The sequence below is a fragment of the Luedemannella flava genome, from assembly GCF_039528515.1.
Lineage (GTDB): Bacteria > Actinomycetota > Actinomycetes > Mycobacteriales > Micromonosporaceae > Luedemannella > Luedemannella flava.
In genome coordinates this window covers 1-19,189 of the sequence record NZ_BAAALT010000186.1, presented here as the reverse complement: position 1 = coordinate 19,189, position 19,189 = coordinate 1, and the positions used below count along the sequence as shown (strand labels likewise).

The following is a 19,189-nucleotide window of genomic DNA, read 5'->3' as shown; positions in this document are numbered from 1 at the left end:
CCGCGCCGCCGCCGTCAGCGCGCCGGGGCGCAGGGCGCGCCGGGCGGCCAGGACCGCGTACCCGAACAGGAACGCCGCGCCGCCCCAGCGGGCGGCCGTCAGCACGGCCGGCATCCCGGTCAGGAGCGCCCCCAGGCCGGCGACGCCCGCGGCGATCAGCAGCAGGTCGGACAGGGCGCAGGTGAGCACCACGGCCCACAGGTGCTCGCGGCGCAGGCCCTGACGCAGGACGAACGCGTTCTGCGCGCCGATCGCGGCGAGCAGGGACAGGGACGTGCCGAAACCCATGACAGCGGGGACCATGCGTCGACGGTAGGCGCGCTGTCGGGACGTACTCCAGCTAATGTTTTTAAGGTTTGATTAGATGAGCTTATGACGCTCGGGCGGGATCAGCTGGCGGCGCTCGCCGCGGTGGTGCGGGAGGGCAGCTTCGAGGCGGCGGCCCGGGCGCTGCACGTCACGCCGTCCGCCGTCAGCCAGCGGGTGCGCGCGCTCGAGACGCGCGTGGGCCAGGTGCTGGTGCGCCGGGCCAAGCCGTGCGCGGTGACCGACGCCGGGCGGCCGTTGCTGCGCCTGGCCGGGCAGTTCGACCTGCTCGAACGCGAGGCGCTGGCCGCCGCGGGCGGCGCCCCGGCCGGGCGGGTGGCGGTCACGCTCGACCCGGACTCGCTGGCCACCTGGTTCCTGCCGGCCGTCGCCGCGCTGACCGGGGACAGCGCCGTGCTGTTGGACCTGCGCGAGGACGACCAGGACCACACCGCCGAGTGGCTGCGCGACGGCACGGTCATGGCGGCGGTGACCGGGACGGCCGCGGCGGTGCAGGGCTGCCGGGTGCGCCGGCTCGGCGCGATGCGCTACCGCGCGTTGGCCGCGCCGGGCTTCGCGGAGCGCTGGTTCGCCGACGGCGCCACGCCCGGCGCGTTCGCGGTCGCGCCGATGATCGTCATGACCCGCAAGGACCGGCTGCAGCACCGGTTCATCCATCAGCTCAGGGCGGCGCTCGACCCGCCCGTGCACTACGTGCCGTCGGCGGTGGCCTTCCGGGAGGCGATCCGGCTGGGCATCGGCTGGGCGCTCATGCCCGAGGTGCTCGCCGACGAGGACGTGGCGGCCGGCCACGCCGTCGCCGTCGCGCACGGCCGCCACCTCGACGTCGCCATGTACTGGCAGCACTGGCGCCTCGACTCCCCCGTCCTGGCCGCCCTCACCGACGCCGTGACGACCGCCGCCCGCGACGCCCTACGGTGAAGCCATGACGCTCGAGCAGATCAGTCCGCCCGGCCGGCTCGCGGAGGCCGGCGAGCAGATCAGCGCGCAGGAGCTCGCGCTCGCGGCCCGCAACCACGGGATGCCGCTCGAGGCGATGCGCGCCGATCTCACCCCGCCCGGCCTGCACTACCTGCTCATCCACTACGACATCCCGTTCCTCGAGGCGGCCGCCTGGCGGTTCGCGGTGACCGGCCTGGTGGGCCGGCCGCTGACCCTGGACCTGGCCGCGCTGAAGGCGATGCCGGCCCGGACCGTGCGGGTGACCATGGAGTGCGCCGGCAACGGCCGGGCCCGCCTCGAGCCGCGGCCGGTGAGCCAGCCGTGGCTGGTCGAGGCGGTGGGCACGGCGGACTGGACGGGCGTGCCGCTGCGCGACGTGCTCGCCGCCGCCGACCTCGGTCCGGACGCCGTGGAACTGGTGTTCACCGGCGCCGACCACGGGGTGGAGCGCGGCGTCGAACAGGACTACCAGCGCAGCCTGACCGTGGCGGACGCGCTCGATCAGGACGTCCTGCTGGCGTACTCGATGAATGGTTCCGATCTCGCGCCGCAGCACGGTCACCCGGTCCGCCTGATCGCCCCCGGCTGGTACGGGATGGCCAGCGTGAAGTGGCTCGTGGGCATCGAGGCCGTCGGCGCGCCGTTCACCGGGTTCCAGCAGGCCGTGGCCTACCGGGTGCGCCGGGACCCGCACGAGGCGGGCACGCCGGTGACCCGCATCGCGCCGCGCGCGCTGATGATCCCGCCGGGCTTCCCGGACTTCATGTCCCGGGCCCGCGTGGTGCGCCCCGGGCCGGTGGTGCTGGAGGGGCGGGCGTGGTCGGGTCGTTCCCCCGTGGAGCGCGTGGAAATCAGTGTGGACGACGGTCGCACCTGGGCGACGGCCGCCCTCGACCCGTCCGGGGGACACCGTTGGGCGTGGCGGCGGTGGTCGCTGCCGTGGTCGCCGAGCCCCGGGGAGTACGTCCTGTCCGCCCGCGCGATCACCGCCGACGGTGAGGAACAGCCCGTCGACCAGGCGTGGAACCGCGGCGGGTTCGCCAACAACGCTGCCCAGCGAATCCCTGTGACCTGCCTGACCGGCGTGTAGCGAGGATCGACAGAGAACGCGCGCTTGGGGCTACACTGCGCGGCGTGACTGCGCCTAAAGGTCGCAGACCGTCCTCCGAAGAAGATCGCTTCTCCGGACGGCTAACGACGGTCCAACGACCTACCTTGGAGATGGTCGCGGAGCGGGCCGGTGTGTCGCGGGCCACTGTTTCCCGAGTGGTCAACAACAGTCCCACCGTCGCCCCTGAGCTGCGCGACGTTGTCGAACGTGCCATCCGGGAGCTGGGCTACGTGCCCAATCTCGCCGCCCGTTCGCTGGTGACCCAGCGAACCGACTCCATCGCACTCGTCCTGCCCGAGTCCGCCGCGCGGGTCTTCTCCGACGACCCGTTCTTCCCCGGCATCGTCTCGGGCGTCAGCCAGGAACTGGAGGCCAACGACAAGCAACTCGTCCTCATGCTCGCCGGCTCCGCCGCGAGCCACGACCGCATCGAACGCTATGCCACCGCCAAGCACGTCGACGGGGTGATCATGGCGTCCATCCACGGGGCCGACCCGATGCCGGCCGTGCTCGCCCGCAGCGGCGTGCCGGTCGTCCTCAACGGCCGGCCCATGTCCCCCCGACCCGACCTGCCCTACGTGGACAGCGACAACCGCGGCGGGGCGCAGATGGCGGCGGAGTACCTGCTCAGGCAGGGCCGCCGGCGCATCGCCACGATCGCCGGGCCGCAGGACATGATCGCCGGCATCGACCGGCTCAACGGCTATCGCGACGCGTTGCGCGACAGCGACCGTCGCTCGATCATCGCGGTCGGCGACTTCACCCGCGAGTCCGGCGTGCACGCAATGCGCCAGCTGCTCGCCGACGACCCGGAGCTGGACGCGGTGTTCGTCGCCTCCGACATGATGGCGATGGGCGCGCTGCGCGCGCTGCGCCAGGCGGGCCGCCGGGTGCCCGATGACGTTGCCGTCGTGGGCTTCGACGACAACGACACCGCACCGTACGCCGAGCCGCCGCTGACGACGATCCGGCAGCGGGTCGTGGAGATCGGCCGCCAGACCGTCCGGCTGGTGCTGGCCGTCGCCCACGGCCCCGTCGAGCCGGTGATCCTGCCGGTCGAGCTGGTCATCCGCGAATCCGCGTAGCACCACCCTTCCCACCTTCCATGCACTCGATTGTCACGCCTCGGTAACGACCAGAGAGCGCTCTCTTGATTTCCGGGAGGGTCTTCATCAGTCTCGTGAGAGCGCTCTCTCAGGGCGCTCCGGCCCTGCCGGAGCGCCCGGTAACGCCGAGTTAGTCCTATTCGTGACCTGAGAGGGGTCCACACCGATGACAGTCCCACCGCGTCGCCGCCGGCTGGCGGCGGTCGCCCTCGCCGCGACCGCCATGCTCGCCGTCGGCGCTTGTGGCACCACCAAGGACGACACCCCCAAGGCCAACGAGCCGATCACCCTGACCGTGGACGTGTTCGGTCAGTTCGGCTACGACGACCTGTACAAGGAGTACATGGCGAGCCACCCCAACATCAAGATCGTTGAGCGGGGTACGGGCTCCACGCTGGACCAGCACACGGCCAAGCTGACCCAGTGGTTCGCCACCGGCAAGGGCGCGGGCGACATCGTGGCGCTCGAGGAGGGCCTGATCGTCCAGTACAAGGCCAACCCGAACAACTTCGTGAACCTGCTCGACCACGGCGGCGCCACGCTCAAGGACAACTTCCTGCCCTGGAAGTGGGAGCAGGGCATGACGGCCGACGGCAAGTCGCTCATCGGGCTGGGCACCGACGTCGGCGGCATGGCCATGTGCTACCGGTCGGACCTGTTCAAGAAGGCGGGCCTGCCCACCGACCGCGCCGAGGTGTCGAAGCTCTGGCCGACGTGGGACGACTTCATCGCCACGGGCAAGAAGTTCAACGAGGCCAACACCGGCGCGGCGTTCCTCGACGGCGCGACCAACACGTTCAACGTGATCGCGCTGCAGGAGGGCGGCAACGCCGGCGGCTACCACTACTACGACCTGCAGAACAACCTGGTCGTCGAGTCGAACCCGGCCGTCAAGAAGGCCTGGGACACGATCGTCAAGATCATTGATGCCAAGCTGCCCGGCAAGTACGGCGCCTGGTCGAACGAGTGGGTCGCCGCGTTCAAGCAGTCCAAGTTCGCCACCATGGCGTGCCCGGCGTGGATGACCGGTGTCATCGAGGCCAACGCCGGCGCCGACAACAAGGGCAAGTGGGACATCGCCTCCGTGCCCGGCGGCGGCGGCAACTGGGGCGGCTCGTTCCTGACCGTTCCCTCGCAGAGCAAGAACCAGGCCGCGGCGATCGAGCTCGCCAAGTTCCTGACCAGCGCCAAGGGTCAGGTCGGCGCGTTCAAGGCCAAGGGCCCGCTGCCGTCGTCGCCGCAGGCGCTCGACGACACCGCGGTCAAGGACTCCAAGAACGCCTACTTCAACAACGCCCCCGTTGGAGAGATCTTCGCTACCGGCGCCAAGAACCTGAAGCCCGTCTACATGGGGCCGAAGAACCAGGCCGTCCGTACCGAGGTGGAGAACGCCGTCCGCACCGTGGAGCTCGGCCAGCGCAGCCCCGCGGAGGCATGGCAGGACGCGATCACCAAGTCCAAGGCGGCCGCGGCGAAGTAGCGCCCCTGGGGTGTGGGTCGGCTGAGCCCGCCGACCCACACCCCGCTGTTCTTCCACGTTCTTCCGCACCCTTTTGCCGAGGATCACCATGAGCACACACGTCAGTACCCGGCCCGGCCCGGCCCGCGGCCACCCGCAACCCGCGCCGGACAAACGGCCGCCGAAATTCCGGTCGTGGCCGACGACCCTGGACGTCAAGGGCACGCCGTACGCGTACGTGGCCCCGTTCTTCCTGCTGTTCGCGGTGTTCGGGGTCTACCCGCTCCTCTACACCGCCTGGGTCTCGCTGCACGACTGGGACCTGCTGAGCGCCGAGCGACCGTTCATCGGGCTCGACAACTACAACTCGGTGCTGAGCGACCCGGACTTCTGGAACTCCGTGGTCAACACCCTCGGCATCTTCCTGCTCTCGACGATCCCCCAGCTGCTGCTCGCGCTGTGGATCGCCAACCTGCTCAACCGCGGGCTGCGGACGCGCACGGTGTTCCGGATGGGCATCCTCGTCCCGAACATCACCTCGACCGCCGCCGTGGCGATCGTGTTCGGCCAGCTGTTCAGCACCGAGTTCGGCCTGATCAACTGGCTGCTCGGGCTCGTCGGCCTCGGCCCGATCGACTGGCACACCAACCAGTTCGCCGCGTGGACCGCCATCTCGACGATGGTGGACTGGCGCTGGACCGGCTACAACGCCCTGATCTTCCTGGCCGCGATGCAGGCCATCCCGAAGGACCTGTACGAGTCGGCCGCCATCGACGGGGCGCGCCCCGTGCGCCAGTTCTGGTCGATCACGGTGCCGCTGCTGCGGCCGACCATCCTGTTCTGCGTGGTCGTGTCGACCATCGGCGGGCTGCAGCTGTTCACCGAGCCGCTGCTGTTCAACTCCGGCACCGACTCGATCCGCGGCGGCACCCTGCGACAGTCCCAGACGATCACGATGTACATGTTCGAGAACGCCTTCGCGCCCAACTTCAACTTCGGGTACGGCTCCGCGATCGCCTGGCTGCTGTTCCTGCTCATCATCGCGGTGGCACTGGTGAACGCGGCCCTGATCCGCAGGTTCAGCGGCGGCAGGAAGGGAAGCGACTGACATGGAAAGCAGGCTGTTCAACGCGGGCCGGCTCACGTACCTGACGCTCATCGTCGCGTGCCTGTTGTCGTTCTTCCCGATCTACTGGATGTTCGTCGTCGCCACCAAGTCCAACGACGCCATGGGCGAGGTGCCGCCGCCGGTGCTGCCGGGCGACATGTTCGGCGACAACGCGTCCCGGCTGTTGGAGAACCCGGACGCGAACTTCATCACCGGCCTGGTGAACTCGGCCATCGTGGCCGGCGCGGTCACCCTGTCGGTCGTGCTGTTCTCGGCGCTGGCCGGGTTCGCGTTCGCCAAGCTGCAGTTCCGTGGCCGCAACGGCATGCTGCTGTTCATCATCGCCACCATGGCGGTGCCCACCCAGCTCGGCATCATCCCGCTGTACATCCTCATGACCAAGCTCGGCTGGACCGACCAGTTGCAGGCCGTCATCGTGCCGGCGCTGGTCTCCGCGTTCGGGGTGTTCTTCATGCGCCAGTACGCCGCGTCGGCCGTCCCCGACGAGATGATCGAGGCGGCCCGGGTGGACGGGTGCACGACCACGCGCACCTTCATCAGCGTCGTGCTGCCCACGCTGCGGCCGGCCGCGGCGGTGCTGGGTCTGCTGACCTTCATGGCCACGTGGAACGACTTCATCTGGCCGTACGCGGTGCTGGGCGACCCGGAGAACCCGACGGTGCAGCTGTCGCTGCGCGCCCTGTCCAACGGGTACTACCAGGACATGTCGCAGGTCTTCGCCGGTACGGCCATCGCGACCCTGCCGCTGCTGATCGCCTTCGTGGTGTTCGGGCGGCAGATCATCGGGGGAATCATGGAGGGCGCCGTCAAGAGCTGACGACGTCGCCGTGAGCAGCGGGGCCGGGGAGGTGAGAGCGCTCCCCGGCCCCGTTTGTGTGCGCCGGACACGGTGACAGACCGTAACAGTAAGTAACCCAACATGAAACATTGACGCAATTAGAAGCTTGAAGCTATGGTGCTCGCGACTGAGAGAGCGCTCTCCGAGCCGGCGTTCAGTGCCGACCGTCGTCCCGCTCACAGTCGTGCCGTCCACCACGGACGAGCCGCGGACGCCCGACCCCCTCCCGGGCCCGCCGGCCGTCCGCCTTACCGGGAGTCATCATGGCTTTCACCCGTCATCTCCTGTCCACCCGTAGGGCCCGCTGGCGTGGGCTCGCGGCGATCAGCGCGGTCACGCTGGTCGCGGCGGGCGCCGCCGTCGGCCTCGCCCGCTCCGCCGACGCCGCCACCGTCGGCGCCGGCAGCTACACCACCACCCTGCCGGCCGGCGCGGCGCTGCCGACCGGCTGCGGCTCGCTGTCCACCAACCCCCGGCTGTACGTCACGGCGAACGCGCCGGCCGGGCCGGTGCCCACCAACGACTGGTGGTCGTCGATCCTCTACAAGCGCAACGACTGCGCGTTCGGCGAGCCGCTGCACGCGCACCCGGTCTCCTACGACACGCTCCCCGGCGGCCTCGGCTTCTCATACACCACGACGCCGGCCATCAGCGGCACGGCCACCGGCGTGGGCGAGTTCCACTACCCGTACACGCAGGACATCCTCGTCGGGGTCGCGGGTCTCGCCTCCCCCGACGTCAAGGTGGACGGGTGGAGCGACTGGACCGTCACGCCGTACTGGTCGGACGGGACCCGGACGCTGAAGGCGACCGTCGGGCACGGCCTGCCGTTCGCGTACTTCCAGGCCACCGGCGGCAACGCGCAGATCACCGTGTCGGGCACGCCGTCGGTGTGGTCGAACTCGGGCACCCAGATCGGCTTCACCGCGGGCGGCCACGACTACGTGGCGTACGCGCCGAGCGGCGCGACGTGGACGGTCAGCGGCTCGGCGATCACGTCCACGCTGGCCGGCAAGGGGTACTTCTCGGTCGCGGTCCTGCCGTCGGGCTCGGACCGGGCGGCGCTGGCCTCCGCCTACGGCCAGTACGCCCACGCGCACGTGACCGGGACCCGGGTGTCGTACGCGTACAACCAGGGCGCCAGCACGGTCACCACGACGTACGCGTTCACCACGACCGCCCGCGAGGGCAGCGCGACGGGGACGGTCGTGGCGCTCTACCCGCACCAGGCCAACGCGCTGTCCGGCGCCACCCCGATCTCGCCGACGTACGTGTCGGCGCGCGGTGCCATGAAGATCCTCACCGGGGTCGGCCAGTTCCAGACCGTCATGAGGTTCCACGGCGTACTGCCCGAGGTGCCGGCCGTCGGCGACAGCTCCGGCTCGGATTTCACGACGCTGACCAACTACCTGAACGCCGAGCAGGCCAACCCGACCGACTTCCGGGGCGACGACACGTACTGGAACGGCAAGGGACTCGGCCGGGCCGCGCGCCTGGCCGAGATCGCCGACCAGGTCGGCAACACGGCGGTGCGGGACTCGGCGCTGGCCGCGATCAAGACCCGGCTCACCGACTGGCTCACCGCCGGCTCGGGCGAGGCGACGCACCTGTTCTACTACAACTCCAGCTGGGGCACGCTGATCGGCTACCCGGCGTCGTACGGCTCCGACCAGGAGCTCAACGACCACCACTTCCACTACGGGTACTTCATCGCGGCGGCGGCGACGCTGGCCAAGTTCGACCCGACGTGGGCGGCGTCGTCGCAGTACGGCGGGATGATCGACCTGCTCATCCGCGACGCCAACAACTACGACCGCTCCGACACCCGGTTCCCGTACCTGCGTGACTTCGACATCTACGCCGGTCACGACTGGGCCTCCGGGCACGGCGCGTTCGGCGCGGGCAACAACCAGGAGTCCTCGTCCGAGGGGATGAACTTCGCCAACGCCCTGATCCAGTGGGGCCAGGCGACCGGCAACAGCGCGGTCCGCGACGCCGGCATCTTCCTCTACACGACGCAGGCCGCGGCGATCCAGGAGTACTGGTTCGACGTGCGCAACCAGAACTTCCCGTCGGCCTTCGGGCACAACACGGTCGGCATGGTCTGGGGCGACGGCGGCGCGTACGCCACCTGGTTCTCCGCCGAGCCGGAGATGATCCAGGGCATCAACATGCTGCCGATCACGGGCGGGCACTTCTACCTCGGCTACACCCCGTCGTACGTGCTGACCAACTACAACGAGCTGGTCACCAACAACGGCGGCGCGCCGACCGTGTGGCAGGACATCATCGGCGAGTTCCGGGCGCTCGGCGACGGGGACGCGGCGCTGAGCGCGTTCCGCGCCAATCCCTCGTTCACCTCGGAGGAGGGCGAGACGAAGGCGCACACGTTCCACTGGATCCGCAACCTCGCGGCGCTCGGCACGGTGGACACGTCGGTGACCGCGAACCACCCGCTGGCCGCGGTGTTCAGCAAGAACGGCGCCCGCACGTACGTCGCGTCGAACATCAGCGGCTCGGCGCTCACGGTGACGTTCTCCAACGGGACCACCCTGTCCGTTCCGGCAGGCCGAACGGTGACCTCAGGGGCGTACACCTGGAGTGGTGGCAACGCTGGTGGCGGGACCAACCCGACCACCGGTGCCCCCACGACGTCGACCCGCCCCACCACGGCAGCGCCGACCACGGCCGTCACCACCACGAGGACGACCACCACGCGGCCGCCGACCTCGGCGCCGGTCACGACGACCGCGGCCGGCCGCGACGCCTACGCCACCATCCAGGCGGAGAGCTTCAACGCGCAGTCCGGCGTGGTGCTGGAGAACACCAGCGACACGGGCGGCGGGCAGAACATCGCCTACCTCGCCAACGGTGACTGGGTCCGGTTCGACAACGTCAACTTCGGCGCGACCACGCCGCGGACGTTCTCGGCCCGGGTGGCCTCCGGCGCGGCCGGCGGCATCAGCGGCCTCGTCGAGGTCCGCCTCGACAGTGTCAGCAACGCGCCGATCGGCAGCTTCGCCATCGCCAACACCGGCGGCTGGCAGAGCTGGCGGACCGTGCCGGGCAACGTCTCGGCGGTGACCGGCACGCACACGGTGTTCCTGCGGTTCACCAGCGGCCAGCCGGCCGACTTCGTGAACCTCAACTGGTTCACCTTCGCGCGGTAGTCGCACCACTTCGCGTCGCCCGCCCGACGGCCGGGGCCGTCGGGCGGGCGACGCATGTATGTCGTCCCCTCCGCTGTTGCCACCGGAGTTCAGCAGCGGTTCCACAGCGTTGCATCGCCGCCGCGACGCCGTATCTCAGGCCGCCGCGGACAGCTCGTTGTAGGCGGCGGCGCGGTCCTGGCCCGACAGGTCGGCGATCGCGTCCATGATCTGGTCGGTGGCGGCGCGGCGGGCGGCACCCGCGCTCACGCCCGGCGCGGGCGCGAAGGTCAGCGGCGCGCCGAAGCGCACCGTCACCTTCCCGAGCCGGGGCAGGCGAGAGCCGACGGGCTGGATCCGGTCTGTGCCGAGCACCGCGACCGGCACGACGGGCGCGCCGGAGGCGATCGCCAGGTGCGCGACGCCGGTGCGGCCCCGGTACAGGCGACCGTCGCGGGAGCGGGTGCCCTCCGGGTGGATGCCGAACGCCATGCCGTCGTTGAGGACCGCGAGCGCCAGGTCGAGCGAGTCGGCGGCCGCCCGGGCGGCGCCGCGCTCCACCGGGATCGCGGCGAGCCCGGTCAGCAGCGAACGGACGAACCAGCCCTTGATCCCGCGCTGGCGGAAGTACTCCGCTTTGGCCAGGAACGCGACCGGGCGCGGGGCGACGAGCGGGATGACGACGCTGTCCAGGGCCGAGATGTGGTTCGCGGCCAGGATCACCGGCCCGGTGCGCGGCACGTTGGTCCGTCCTTCGATGGTCGGCCGGTAGCCCAGCCGGAACAGCGGCGCGAGGACCAGCCGGACCGTCGCCTGCATGATCATGAACTGCCTCCCAGGTGCGCTGTCACGGCCGCGTCGAGCAACGGTTCGAGGTCGTCGGAGTCCAGCACCATCTGCAGGCTCCCCCACTGCCCCAGCTGGGCGATGCCGTGCAGGTTCGCCCACAGGGCCCCGGCCACGACCGCCGGTCGCGCGACGTCGGGGCGCGCGGCAGCGACCAGATCGACGAGTACGCGAAACAGCGGCCGGCTGGTCTCGCGCAGCCCGACGTCGTTGCCGCGCAGCACCTCGTGGCGGAACATCAGCTCGAACATGCCCCTGTTCCCGCGGGCGAAGTCGAGGTAGAGCCGGGCCAGGGCGGTGACCCGCGCGCGGGGCGGGGCGTGCGGCTCGAGCGCGGCGATCCGCGCGGCGAGTCCGCGGTAGCCCTCGGCGGCGATGGCGGCGAGCAGCGACAGGTGCGTCGGAAAGTACCGCCGCGGGGCGCCGTGCGACACCCCGGCCCGGCGGGCGATCTCCCGCAGCGACAGGGCCCCGGTCCCCTCGCGGGTCACGAGGTCGACGCCGACCTCGACGAGGCGGGCACGGAGATCAGGCATAGACACTGTCTACCAGCGCGCCGTAGACACCGTCTACCAACTCTCAAGTTGTACAACCTCTAAGTTGTATGTAGGGTCATCGGCGTGGCGACCGATGAACTGACCGAGGTGTTCGCGGCCCTGGCCGACCCGACCCGGCGGGCGATCCTGGAGCGGCTCGCGCGCGGCGACGCGACCGTCAACCAGCTCGCGGAGCCGTTCGCGCTGACCCAACAGGCGGTGTCCAAGCACCTCAAGGTGCTCGAGAAGGCCAGACTGATCTCACGGACCAGGGCGGGCCGGTCGCGCCCGTGCGCGCTGGACGCGGTCCGGCTCGACGAGGCGGCGGCGTGGATCGCCGAACACCGCCGCGTCTGGGCCGACCGCTACGACCGCCTCGACGCGCACCTGACGGCACTACGGGGAGACTCATGAGCGAGCTGACCTACGTGCGGGTCCACGAAGCGTCGCCCGAGCTGCTGTTCGACTGCCTGACGACGCCGTCGCACCTGGCCCACTTCTGGGGTCCGAAGGGGATGGTCACGCCGGTGGCGAACATCGTCGTCGACCTGCGGGTCGGCGGCGCGTTCGAGACCACGATGGTCAACGAGTCCGACGGCAGCACCCACACCATGCGCGCGACGTACGCAGAGATCCGCCGGCCCGACCGGCTCGTCTGGGTCGAACCCGACGTGCAGGGCGGGATGGTCACCACCGTCACCCTCACCGACCTGGGCGACGGCCGCACCGAGGTGGTCACCCACCAGACCAACGTCCCCGCCGCGTACCTGAGCGCGCAGGCGCGCGCCGGCTTCGAGACCAGCCTCGACCGCTTCGACGCCCACCTGGCCACGATCACCCGCTGAGGAGCCCGCCATGCCCACCGTCACCTCCGCCGACGGCACCCCCATCGCGTACGACGTCGTCGGCTCCGGCCCGGCCGTCGTCCTCGTCGACGGGGCCATGTGCCACCGCTCCGGCGCCCCGATGCTCCCCCTCTCGCACCTGCTCAAACCCCACTTCACGGTGTACTCCTACGACCGGCGCGGCCGGGGCGGCAGCGGCGACACCGCCCCCTACGCCGTCGCCCGCGAGGTCGAGGACCTGGCCGCGATCGTCACCGCCGCCGGCGGTTGCGCGCACGCGTTCGGCATGTCCTCGGGCGGGGCGCTCATCCTCGCGGGGACCGCCGCCGGCGTGCCGCTCACCCGGTTGGCGCTGTACGAGCCACCGTTCCTCACCGCCGTCGACCCGGACGCGGGGCAGCGCAAGAAGGAGTTCGGCGAGCGGCTGCGCGACCTGCTCGACGCCGGGCGGGCCGGCGACGCGGTGGCGCTGTTCATGACGTACGTCGGCGTGCCCGCCGCGATGGTCGAGGGTATGCGCGGGCAACCGTTCTGGCCGGCGTTCGAGGCGATCGGCCCGACCCTGGCCTACGACGACGCCGTGCTCGGCGACGGCCGCGTCCCCGCCGACGCGGCGCGGGTGACCGTCCCGACGCTGGTGCTCGGCGGTGGGGCGAGTCCCGAGGCGCTGCAGGCGGCGGCCCGCGCGGCGGCGGACGCGGTCCCGGGCGCGACGCACCGCACCCTCCCCGACCAGACCCACGACGTCGCGGTCGACGCCCTGGCGCCCGTACTCACGGAGTTCTTCTCCTGATTGCTGCGGGTTGGCGCGGCGGGCGGTGGGGTACAAGGCAGCCATGCGGATCGGCAATGTGGACGTGCGGCCGCTCGGCGGCGGGCCGGGCTGCCTGGTGATGATTCTCGTGTCGGTGCTGCTGTCCGTCGCGCTGACGGTCGGGCTCAACCTGCTGTTCCGCTGACGTCGGGCTTGCGGCACGGCGCTTCGTGGAGGTTGTCCTCGATGCGTTGCAACGCCTCGAGGGCCGCGCGGCGGTCGGCCTCCGGCATGTCGCCGACGGTCAGGCGTTCCAGGTCCGCCCAGAGGCGCTCGACCTTCTCGCGCAGCACGAGGCTCGCCGGGGTCGGTTCGACGCGGGTGACCCGGCCGTCCTCCGGGTCGGGGACGCGGCGGACGTAGCCGGCGCGCTCGAGGCGCTGCACGGTGCGGGTCATGCTGGCGGAGTCGGTGCCGAACTCGGCGGCGAGGTCCGCCTGCCGTTGCGGGCCGTTGTCCCAGAGCTGCATCATGAGCAGCTCCTGGCCGGGGTGCAGGCCGACCTCGCGGAACAGGTGGCCGGCGACCGCGTGGTGGCACTTGGCGATGCGGAAGATGGTGTGGCTGATCGGCCCGAACCGGGCCGCGCACGGCTCCCGGCCGCACTCGTCCCCGGAACCCTCCATCTTTGCGAGCTTACCTGTCTCGGTCATCGTGTTACCTATCACAGTAGGAACAGGCAATAGACGGACCGCCGGGGACATTTAGCTGTTCGGAACAGCTAGTTGTCTTCCGGACGAGGAGTCCCGCCAATGACCACTGCATTCGATCAGGTAACCGTCGGTCGGTACACCGCCCGCAACCGGATCGTGATGGCCCCGATGACGCGCAGCCGCGCGAACGGGCTGGACGGCACCGCCACCGACCTCATGGCGACCTACTACGCCCAGCGCGCGGGCGCGGGTCTGATCATCACCGAGGGCACCCAGCCCTCCGCCCTGGGCCAGGGCTACGCGGACACGCCGGGCCTGCACACGCCGGAGCAGATCGCCGCGTGGCAGAAGGTCACCGCCGCCGTGCACGAGGGCGGCGGGCTCATCTTCGCCCAGCTCATGCACGTCGGCCGGATCGGCCACCCCGACCAGACCGGCCACCACCCGGTGGGCGTCTCGCCGGTCGCCGCCGCGGGCACCATCCACACCAAGGACGGGCCGCGTGAGCTGCCCACCCCGCTTCCGCTCGACGAGGACGGCATCCGGGCCACGATCGTCGACTTCGCGGCGGCCGCCCGCAACGCCATCGAGGCCGGCTTCGACGGCGTGGAACTGCACGGCGCCAACGGGTACCTGGCGCACCAGTTCCTGGCGACCAACACGAACCTCCGCGAGGACGGCTGGGGCGGCGACGTGGCCGGGCGCATCCGGTTCACCGTCGAGGTCGCCTCGGCCATGGCGGACGCGATCGGCGCCGACCGGGTCGGCGTGCGGATCTCGCCCGCGAACCCGTACAACGACATCGTCGAGGAGGGCCACCGCGACACCTACCTCGCGCTCGTCGACGCGCTCAACCCGCTCGGGCTGGCGTACCTGCACCTGTCCGAGACGACCGACCCGGAGTTCACCCCGATCCTGCGCGCGCGCTGGCGCTCGACGCTGATCCTCAACCCGGCCACGCCGGACGGCTACACCGGCCCGGACGCGCTCGGGCTCGTCGACAGCGGTGCCACCGACCTGGTCTCCTACGCGGCGCTGTTCATCTCGAACCCGGACCTGCCGGAGCGGCTGCGGGCCGGCGGCCCGTTCACCCCGCCCGACTACAGCAAGGCGTTCGGCGGCGACCACACCGGCTACACCGACTACCCGACGCTGGCCGAGACCCGCTGATCCGATCTCGCCGGCCCGGAGGTTTCTCCGGGCCGGCGACTGGGGGTAACGCCGGGGACGTTCCCCGATGCCGGTGGGGCCGCCGGTGGCGCACCGTTGAGGCACGCCGATGAAAGGGAGCGCAGCAGAGATGAACGACGTGTACTCGACCATGCGGAGCAAGGGCCTGGTGCGTCCCCGCCAGGAGCGGGTGCTCGCCGGCGTCGTCGCCGGACTCGGCCGGCGGTTCGGCATCGACCCGTGGCCCGCCCGGCTGCTGTTCGTGCTGATCCTCATGGTCATCCCGGGCAGCCAGATCCTGATCTACCCGATCCTGTGGATCCTCATGCCGAACGAGGAGACGGTGGCCCCGGCCGCGGTCTACCCGACGGCCCCGACCGCGTAACGGGTCACAGCCTGGGGAACACGGTGGGCGACTCGTTGACGTCCACCGCCAGGCTGGCCTCGCCGACGATGAGCGGGTCCGGCGTTCCGACGACCTCCGGATCCTTGTCGTCGTAGGTGAAGCGGCTGAGCACGTACCGCATCGCCTCGACCCGGGCCCGCTTCTTGTCGTTGCTCTTCACGACCGTCCACGGCGCGTCGGCAGTGTCGGTGTAGAAGAACATCGCCTGCTTGGCCTCGGTGTACTCGTTCCACTTCTCCAGCGACGCGAGGTCCATCGGGGACAGTTTCCACTGCCGGACCGGGTCGACCTGGCGGATCGTGAACCGGGTGCGCTGCTCGCCGTGCGACACGGAGAACCAGAACTTCACCAGGTGGATGCCCGAGCGCACCCACATCCGCTCGATCTCGGGCGCCTGGCGCATGAACTCCAGGTACTCCTGACGGGTGCAGAAGCCCATGACCCGTTCGACGCCGGCCCGGTTGTACCAGGACCGGTCGAACAGCACGATCTCCCCGGCGGCGGGCAGGTGCCGCACGTAGCGCTGGAAGTACCACTGGGTGGCCTCGCGCTCGCTGGGCTTCTCCAGGGCGACGACCCGGGCGCCGCGCGGGTTGAGGTGCTCCATGAACCGCTTGATCGTGCCGCCCTTGCCGGCCGCGTCCCGGCCCTCGAACACGATCATGAGGCGCTCGCCGCTGGCCCGGACCCACTTCTGCAACTTCAGCAACTCGATCTGCAGCAGTCGCTTCTGCCGCTCGTACTCGTCGCGGGGCAGGCGTTCGTCGTAGGGGTAGCTCTCGCGCCACGTGTCGACCTCGCCGCCGTCGGCGCGCAGCAGCACGGGATCGTCGTCGTCCGCGTCGACGACCTGGTAACCCTCCAGGTCACGGGGCAGCACACCGTCGAGGTCCATCCCCGGTGTATACCCACGGTTGATCGCCTTCAGACCAACCCCGGGTGTACGCCCGGCAACCCCGCTCAGCAAACCTGAGCTGATGGTCCACTCGCTGATGCTCGCTCACGCGCCGAGGTCGAGGACGGTGTCGGGGTCGAGCACCCGGGCGGCCTCGGTCGCGGCGCACGTGGCGAGGAAGACGTCGCGGCGCTGCGCCTCCAGCACGGCGTGCCCGCCGACCCGCTCGGAGACGACCTCGGTGCGGCGGGCCACGTCGAGGGCGTCCGCGCCGAGCAGCGGGACGACGGCGACCACGTCGGTCTCGGTGACCAGCCGGGTCAGCCGGCCGCGCCCGTCCTCGTCGAGGACGGCGTGCGCGCTGAGCACGCAGGCGGCCGGGACTGCCACCGTGCCGCCGTCCTCGCCGACGACGCTGAGCAGCTCACCCACGGCGACGCCGGTCAGCGTCGCGTAGGCGATGAGGGCGGACGTGTCGAGGACCAGGCGGACCTCGCTCACCGGCGACGGGCCTCGAGGCGGGCGACCGCGTCGCGCATGCGCGCGATGCCGTCATCGGTGATCTCGTAGCCGGCCTCGGCGACCACCCGGCGCACCGAGTCGCGGCGGCGGCGCTGGCGGATCGCCTCGGCGATGTAGGCGGAGGCGTTGTCGACGTTGTCGAGCTCGGCGGCGACGTCGTCGGGGAGGCTGATGCTGATCCGTCGCGTCATACTCTCCACGGTAGGATCGTCGCATAAGATCGTCAAGCGGTGAGGTCGGCCGTCACCCGGCGGGCCGCCTCGGCGGGGTCTCCCCCGGTGTCGTCGAGAAGGTCCTCCACCGACCAGGTCCGGTCGCCCACCGCCAGGGTCAGGCCCGTCTCGCAGCGCGTCCCGTAGAGGGCCACGCCGGTCCGGTCCGCGCTGAGCGCGTCGAAGAGGTCGGCGGCGAAGGCGTCCCGGGCGGCCCGACGAACCGGGTCGCACTCGCGCAGCGCCTCCGCCGCGCTCTGCTCGTCCGGGGCGTACGCCAGGAGGAGCGGCACGAGCGACGCCTCGCCCAGGTAGCCCGCCGCCAGCTGGTTGAACACGTCGTACTCCGGGGTCTGCAGCAGCTCGGCCACCAACGGCAGCGCCCGGTGGTCGCGGCGGCGCGCCAGGCCCCGCGCGCCCTCGGCGCGCACGTCCTCGTCCTCGTCGGTCGTGGCCTCCCAGAGCAGGTCGCGGACCATGGCGCCGTCGGCCGAGGTCAGCTGGCCGAGTCCGTAGGTGGCCCATTCCCGCACGCCCACCTCGTTGTCGCGGCACAGCCGCAGCAGCGCGGCGAGCCCGTCGGCATCGTCGTCGTCGCGCACCCAGGGCAGCATGCTCGCGACCATGTACCGCACGTCGGCGTCGTCGTGGCGGGCCAGCTCGACCAGCAGCGGCACGGCGCGGCGGTCCCCGGTCTGGCCGAGCGCCCGCACCATCGCCCACAGGACGTCCGGGTGGATCTCCGTGGGCTCCAGCGCGAGGACCGCGGTGGCCGCGTCGGCGCGCAGGGCCGGATGCTGGTTCGCGACGGCGCCGAGCAGGTCGCAGGCGGTCTTGCGGACGACGGGGTCGGCGTCGCGGGTGGCCGCCGCGCCGACCCGCAGCGCCTCCGGCCCCGCCCCGGCGGCATCCCGCAGGTCCTCGATCAGGCGCCCGTACTCCTCGAGGGTGGCCACCGCCCGCGCGGCCGCGACGGCCGCCGCGAAGCGCTCCTCCATCGTCATGGTCGGATCATGCCAGGCGCCCGGGCGAACCCGGGTTCACCTCGCACCGGTCAGCCGACCCGCGTCTCGAGCGTGATCTCGTCGCGGATCGGGATGCCGTACGCCCCGATCTCCGGGATGGTCGGCTTGAGCGCGCGGGCCGCGGCCACGGCGCCCGGCGCGACCGCGCTGATCCGCAGGCCGCGCCGCTGGTAGAAGCGGAGCGCGTCCACGTTGTCGTTGGTGGTGACCAGCCAGGCCCGGGCGCACCCGAGGTCGACGGCGACGTCGCGGGCGGCGCGCAGCAGCGCCGTGCCGTTGCCCTGGCCGGCCGGCACCGCGTCCAGGGTGACCACCTCCAGGCCGTCGGCGTCCAGGTGATAGGTGAGTACGCCGCACAGCTGCCCGTCGCGGACCGCGACCAGCGCGGGCAGCGTCGCCGCGTCGTAGAGCCTGCCGTGCGCGGCGACGGCCGTGCCGCCCCAGGAGGCGGTGAGCAGCGCGGCCACCGCGTCGCGGTCGGTCTCCCCGGCGGGCCGGACGAGCGGCACGCGCTCAGCCCTTGCCGATGCGGTAGCGGAGGTGGGTCGCGTGCGGCGACTCGACGACCCGGACGACCTCCAGCCGCCGGACGTGGTCGCCGATCTGCTCGAACAGGCGCCGACCGGCGCCCATGAGCACGGGCGCGACGTGCAGCGCGAGCTCGTCGACGAGCCCGGCGGCCAGGTACTGCTGGACCGCCCGCGCCCCGCCGCCGATCACGACGGCCCGCTCGCCCGCCGCCTCGCGCGCCTGCTCCAGCGCCGCGTGGATGCCGTCGGTCACGAACGTGTACGACGAGGTGCCCACCTCGCGCCGCGGGTGCGGGCGCGACGTCAGCACGAACACCGGCTGCGGGAACGCGGCCTCATCGCCCCAACCGTCCACCACGTCGTACATCCGCCGGCCGACGATCACCGCGCCGTACTCGGTGTGCATGGCGTCGATCGCCTCGCGGTCGGGGCCGGTCGGGTCGAACATGGGACCCTGCGCGTACGTCCACGGGCCGCCCATCACCCAGTCGTGGATCGCCTCGCCGCCCTCCCCGAGGCCCCTGCCGAGCCCGTCGTTGCGACCCGCGACGAACCCGTCCACCGACATCGTGATGTCCGCGACCACCAGCCCGGTCATGCCCGCTCCCCTCGTCGTCGATCAGGACCGTCCCACCCTAGATGATTGAGTCCGAAGTTCGGGCTGGTCAGTGGTC

At 71.4% G+C, this 19,189-nt stretch carries 23 protein-coding genes; 13 read left to right on the top strand and 10 right to left on the bottom strand.

The window, feature by feature from the left end; translation table 11 throughout:
* Positions 1-303: LysE/ArgO family amino acid transporter (locus ABD211_RS24820; RefSeq protein ID WP_344136641.1), on the bottom strand; the 303-nt coding region annotated here is incomplete at its 3' end.
* 69 nt (positions 304-372) lie between these two features.
* Here ABD211_RS24820 and ABD211_RS24815 point away from each other — a divergent pair.
* The 7 genes from ABD211_RS24815 (at position 373) to ABD211_RS24785 (ending at position 10,082) form a co-directional block, all read left to right on the top strand.
* Positions 373-1,248: a LysR family transcriptional regulator ArgP gene (locus ABD211_RS24815; RefSeq protein WP_344136638.1), complete on the top strand. Its 876-nt coding sequence runs from the start codon at positions 373-375 to the stop codon at positions 1,246-1,248.
* A 4-nt stretch (positions 1,249-1,252) separates the two neighbouring features.
* Positions 1,253-2,359 (top strand): sulfite oxidase, encoded by a 1,107-nt coding sequence (locus ABD211_RS24810; RefSeq protein WP_344136635.1) that lies wholly within the window; start codon positions 1,253-1,255, stop codon positions 2,357-2,359.
* A gap of 131 nt (positions 2,360-2,490) precedes the next feature.
* Entirely contained in the window at positions 2,491-3,465 is a 975-nt protein-coding gene (locus tag ABD211_RS24805) for a LacI family DNA-binding transcriptional regulator (protein WP_344136645.1), read from the top strand.
* A gap of 187 nt (positions 3,466-3,652) precedes the next feature.
* Positions 3,653-4,966 (top strand): ABC transporter substrate-binding protein, encoded by a 1,314-nt coding sequence (locus tag ABD211_RS24800; RefSeq protein ID WP_344136632.1) that lies wholly within the window; start codon positions 3,653-3,655, stop codon positions 4,964-4,966.
* Positions 4,967-5,054: 88 nt separating this feature from the next.
* Positions 5,055-6,053, top strand: coding sequence for a carbohydrate ABC transporter permease (locus ABD211_RS24795; RefSeq protein WP_344136629.1), 999 nt, complete (start codon positions 5,055-5,057; stop codon positions 6,051-6,053).
* A 1-nt stretch (position 6,054) separates the two neighbouring features.
* Positions 6,055-6,891 (top strand): carbohydrate ABC transporter permease, encoded by an 837-nt coding sequence (locus ABD211_RS24790; protein ID WP_344136626.1) that lies wholly within the window; start codon positions 6,055-6,057, stop codon positions 6,889-6,891.
* 284 nt (positions 6,892-7,175) lie between these two features.
* The gene (locus ABD211_RS24785; protein ID WP_344136623.1) at positions 7,176-10,082 is read left to right on the top strand and encodes a glycosyl hydrolase; all 2,907 of its coding nucleotides are present in this window, start codon (positions 7,176-7,178) and stop codon (positions 10,080-10,082) included.
* A gap of 135 nt (positions 10,083-10,217) precedes the next feature.
* On the opposite strand, the gene ABD211_RS24780 is transcribed toward ABD211_RS24785, so the two are convergent.
* Together ABD211_RS24780 and ABD211_RS24775 are read right to left on the bottom strand one after the other, a co-directional pair.
* The gene (locus ABD211_RS24780) at positions 10,218-10,886 is read right to left on the bottom strand and encodes a lysophospholipid acyltransferase family protein (RefSeq protein WP_344136620.1); all 669 of its coding nucleotides are present in this window, start codon (positions 10,884-10,886) and stop codon (positions 10,218-10,220) included.
* Positions 10,883-11,443, bottom strand: a complete 561-nt coding sequence (locus ABD211_RS24775; RefSeq protein ID WP_344136617.1) for a TetR/AcrR family transcriptional regulator — start codon at positions 11,441-11,443, stop codon at positions 10,883-10,885. Before ABD211_RS24775 ends, ABD211_RS24780 begins: the two co-directional genes overlap by 4 nt.
* 84 nt (positions 11,444-11,527) lie before the next feature.
* Here ABD211_RS24775 and ABD211_RS24770 point away from each other — a divergent pair, with 84 nt between their 5' ends.
* Genes ABD211_RS24770 through ABD211_RS24755 form a run of 4 tightly spaced genes read left to right on the top strand, consistent with a single transcriptional unit; the run spans position 11,528 to position 13,247 of the window.
* Complete coding sequence (locus ABD211_RS24770) at positions 11,528-11,857, top strand: ArsR/SmtB family transcription factor (protein ID WP_344136614.1); 330 nt, start codon at positions 11,528-11,530, stop codon at positions 11,855-11,857.
* Complete coding sequence (locus tag ABD211_RS24765; protein WP_344136611.1) at positions 11,854-12,288, top strand: SRPBCC family protein; 435 nt, start codon at positions 11,854-11,856, stop codon at positions 12,286-12,288. Before ABD211_RS24770 ends, ABD211_RS24765 begins: the two co-directional genes overlap by 4 nt.
* 10 nt (positions 12,289-12,298) lie before the next feature.
* Entirely contained in the window at positions 12,299-13,081 is a 783-nt protein-coding gene (locus tag ABD211_RS24760) for an alpha/beta fold hydrolase (RefSeq protein WP_344136608.1), read from the top strand.
* Positions 13,082-13,124: 43 nt separating this feature from the next.
* On the top strand, positions 13,125-13,247 hold the full coding sequence (locus tag ABD211_RS24755) for a hypothetical protein (RefSeq protein WP_344136605.1): 123 nt from the start codon (positions 13,125-13,127) through the stop codon (positions 13,245-13,247).
* On the opposite strand, the gene ABD211_RS24750 is transcribed toward ABD211_RS24755, so the two are convergent.
* On the bottom strand, positions 13,228-13,755 hold the full coding sequence (locus tag ABD211_RS24750) for a MarR family winged helix-turn-helix transcriptional regulator (protein ID WP_344136602.1): 528 nt from the start codon (positions 13,753-13,755) through the stop codon (positions 13,228-13,230). The two genes, ABD211_RS24755 and ABD211_RS24750, sit on opposite strands and share 20 nt — an antisense overlap.
* Before the next feature lie 99 nt (positions 13,756-13,854).
* Between ABD211_RS24750 and ABD211_RS24745 the strand changes: the two genes are divergently transcribed.
* Together ABD211_RS24745 and ABD211_RS24740 are read left to right on the top strand one after the other, a co-directional pair.
* The gene (locus tag ABD211_RS24745; protein ID WP_344136600.1) at positions 13,855-14,925 is read left to right on the top strand and encodes an alkene reductase; all 1,071 of its coding nucleotides are present in this window, start codon (positions 13,855-13,857) and stop codon (positions 14,923-14,925) included.
* A gap of 130 nt (positions 14,926-15,055) precedes the next feature.
* Entirely contained in the window at positions 15,056-15,310 is a 255-nt protein-coding gene (locus tag ABD211_RS24740; protein WP_344136597.1) for a PspC domain-containing protein, read from the top strand.
* A 4-nt stretch (positions 15,311-15,314) separates the two neighbouring features.
* On the opposite strand, the gene ppk2 is transcribed toward ABD211_RS24740, so the two are convergent.
* From ppk2 to ABD211_RS24710, 6 genes are all read right to left on the bottom strand, one after another.
* Positions 15,315-16,226 (bottom strand): polyphosphate kinase 2, encoded by a 912-nt coding sequence (gene ppk2, locus ABD211_RS24735; protein ID WP_344136594.1) that lies wholly within the window; start codon positions 16,224-16,226, stop codon positions 15,315-15,317.
* Positions 16,227-16,331: 105 nt separating this feature from the next.
* The gene (locus tag ABD211_RS24730; protein ID WP_344136591.1) at positions 16,332-16,727 is read right to left on the bottom strand and encodes a hypothetical protein; all 396 of its coding nucleotides are present in this window, start codon (positions 16,725-16,727) and stop codon (positions 16,332-16,334) included.
* Positions 16,724-16,939 (bottom strand): hypothetical protein, encoded by a 216-nt coding sequence (locus ABD211_RS24725; protein ID WP_344136588.1) that lies wholly within the window; start codon positions 16,937-16,939, stop codon positions 16,724-16,726. Before ABD211_RS24725 ends, ABD211_RS24730 begins: the two co-directional genes overlap by 4 nt.
* A 32-nt stretch (positions 16,940-16,971) precedes the next feature.
* Positions 16,972-17,964, bottom strand: coding sequence for a HEAT repeat domain-containing protein (locus ABD211_RS24720; protein ID WP_344136584.1), 993 nt, complete (start codon positions 17,962-17,964; stop codon positions 16,972-16,974).
* A gap of 50 nt (positions 17,965-18,014) precedes the next feature.
* Entirely contained in the window at positions 18,015-18,494 is a 480-nt protein-coding gene (locus ABD211_RS24715; protein ID WP_344136581.1) for a GNAT family N-acetyltransferase, read from the bottom strand.
* A 4-nt stretch (positions 18,495-18,498) separates the two neighbouring features.
* Entirely contained in the window at positions 18,499-19,113 is a 615-nt protein-coding gene (locus ABD211_RS24710) for a dihydrofolate reductase family protein (protein ID WP_344136578.1), read from the bottom strand.
* Positions 19,114-19,189: the final 76 nt, after the last annotated feature.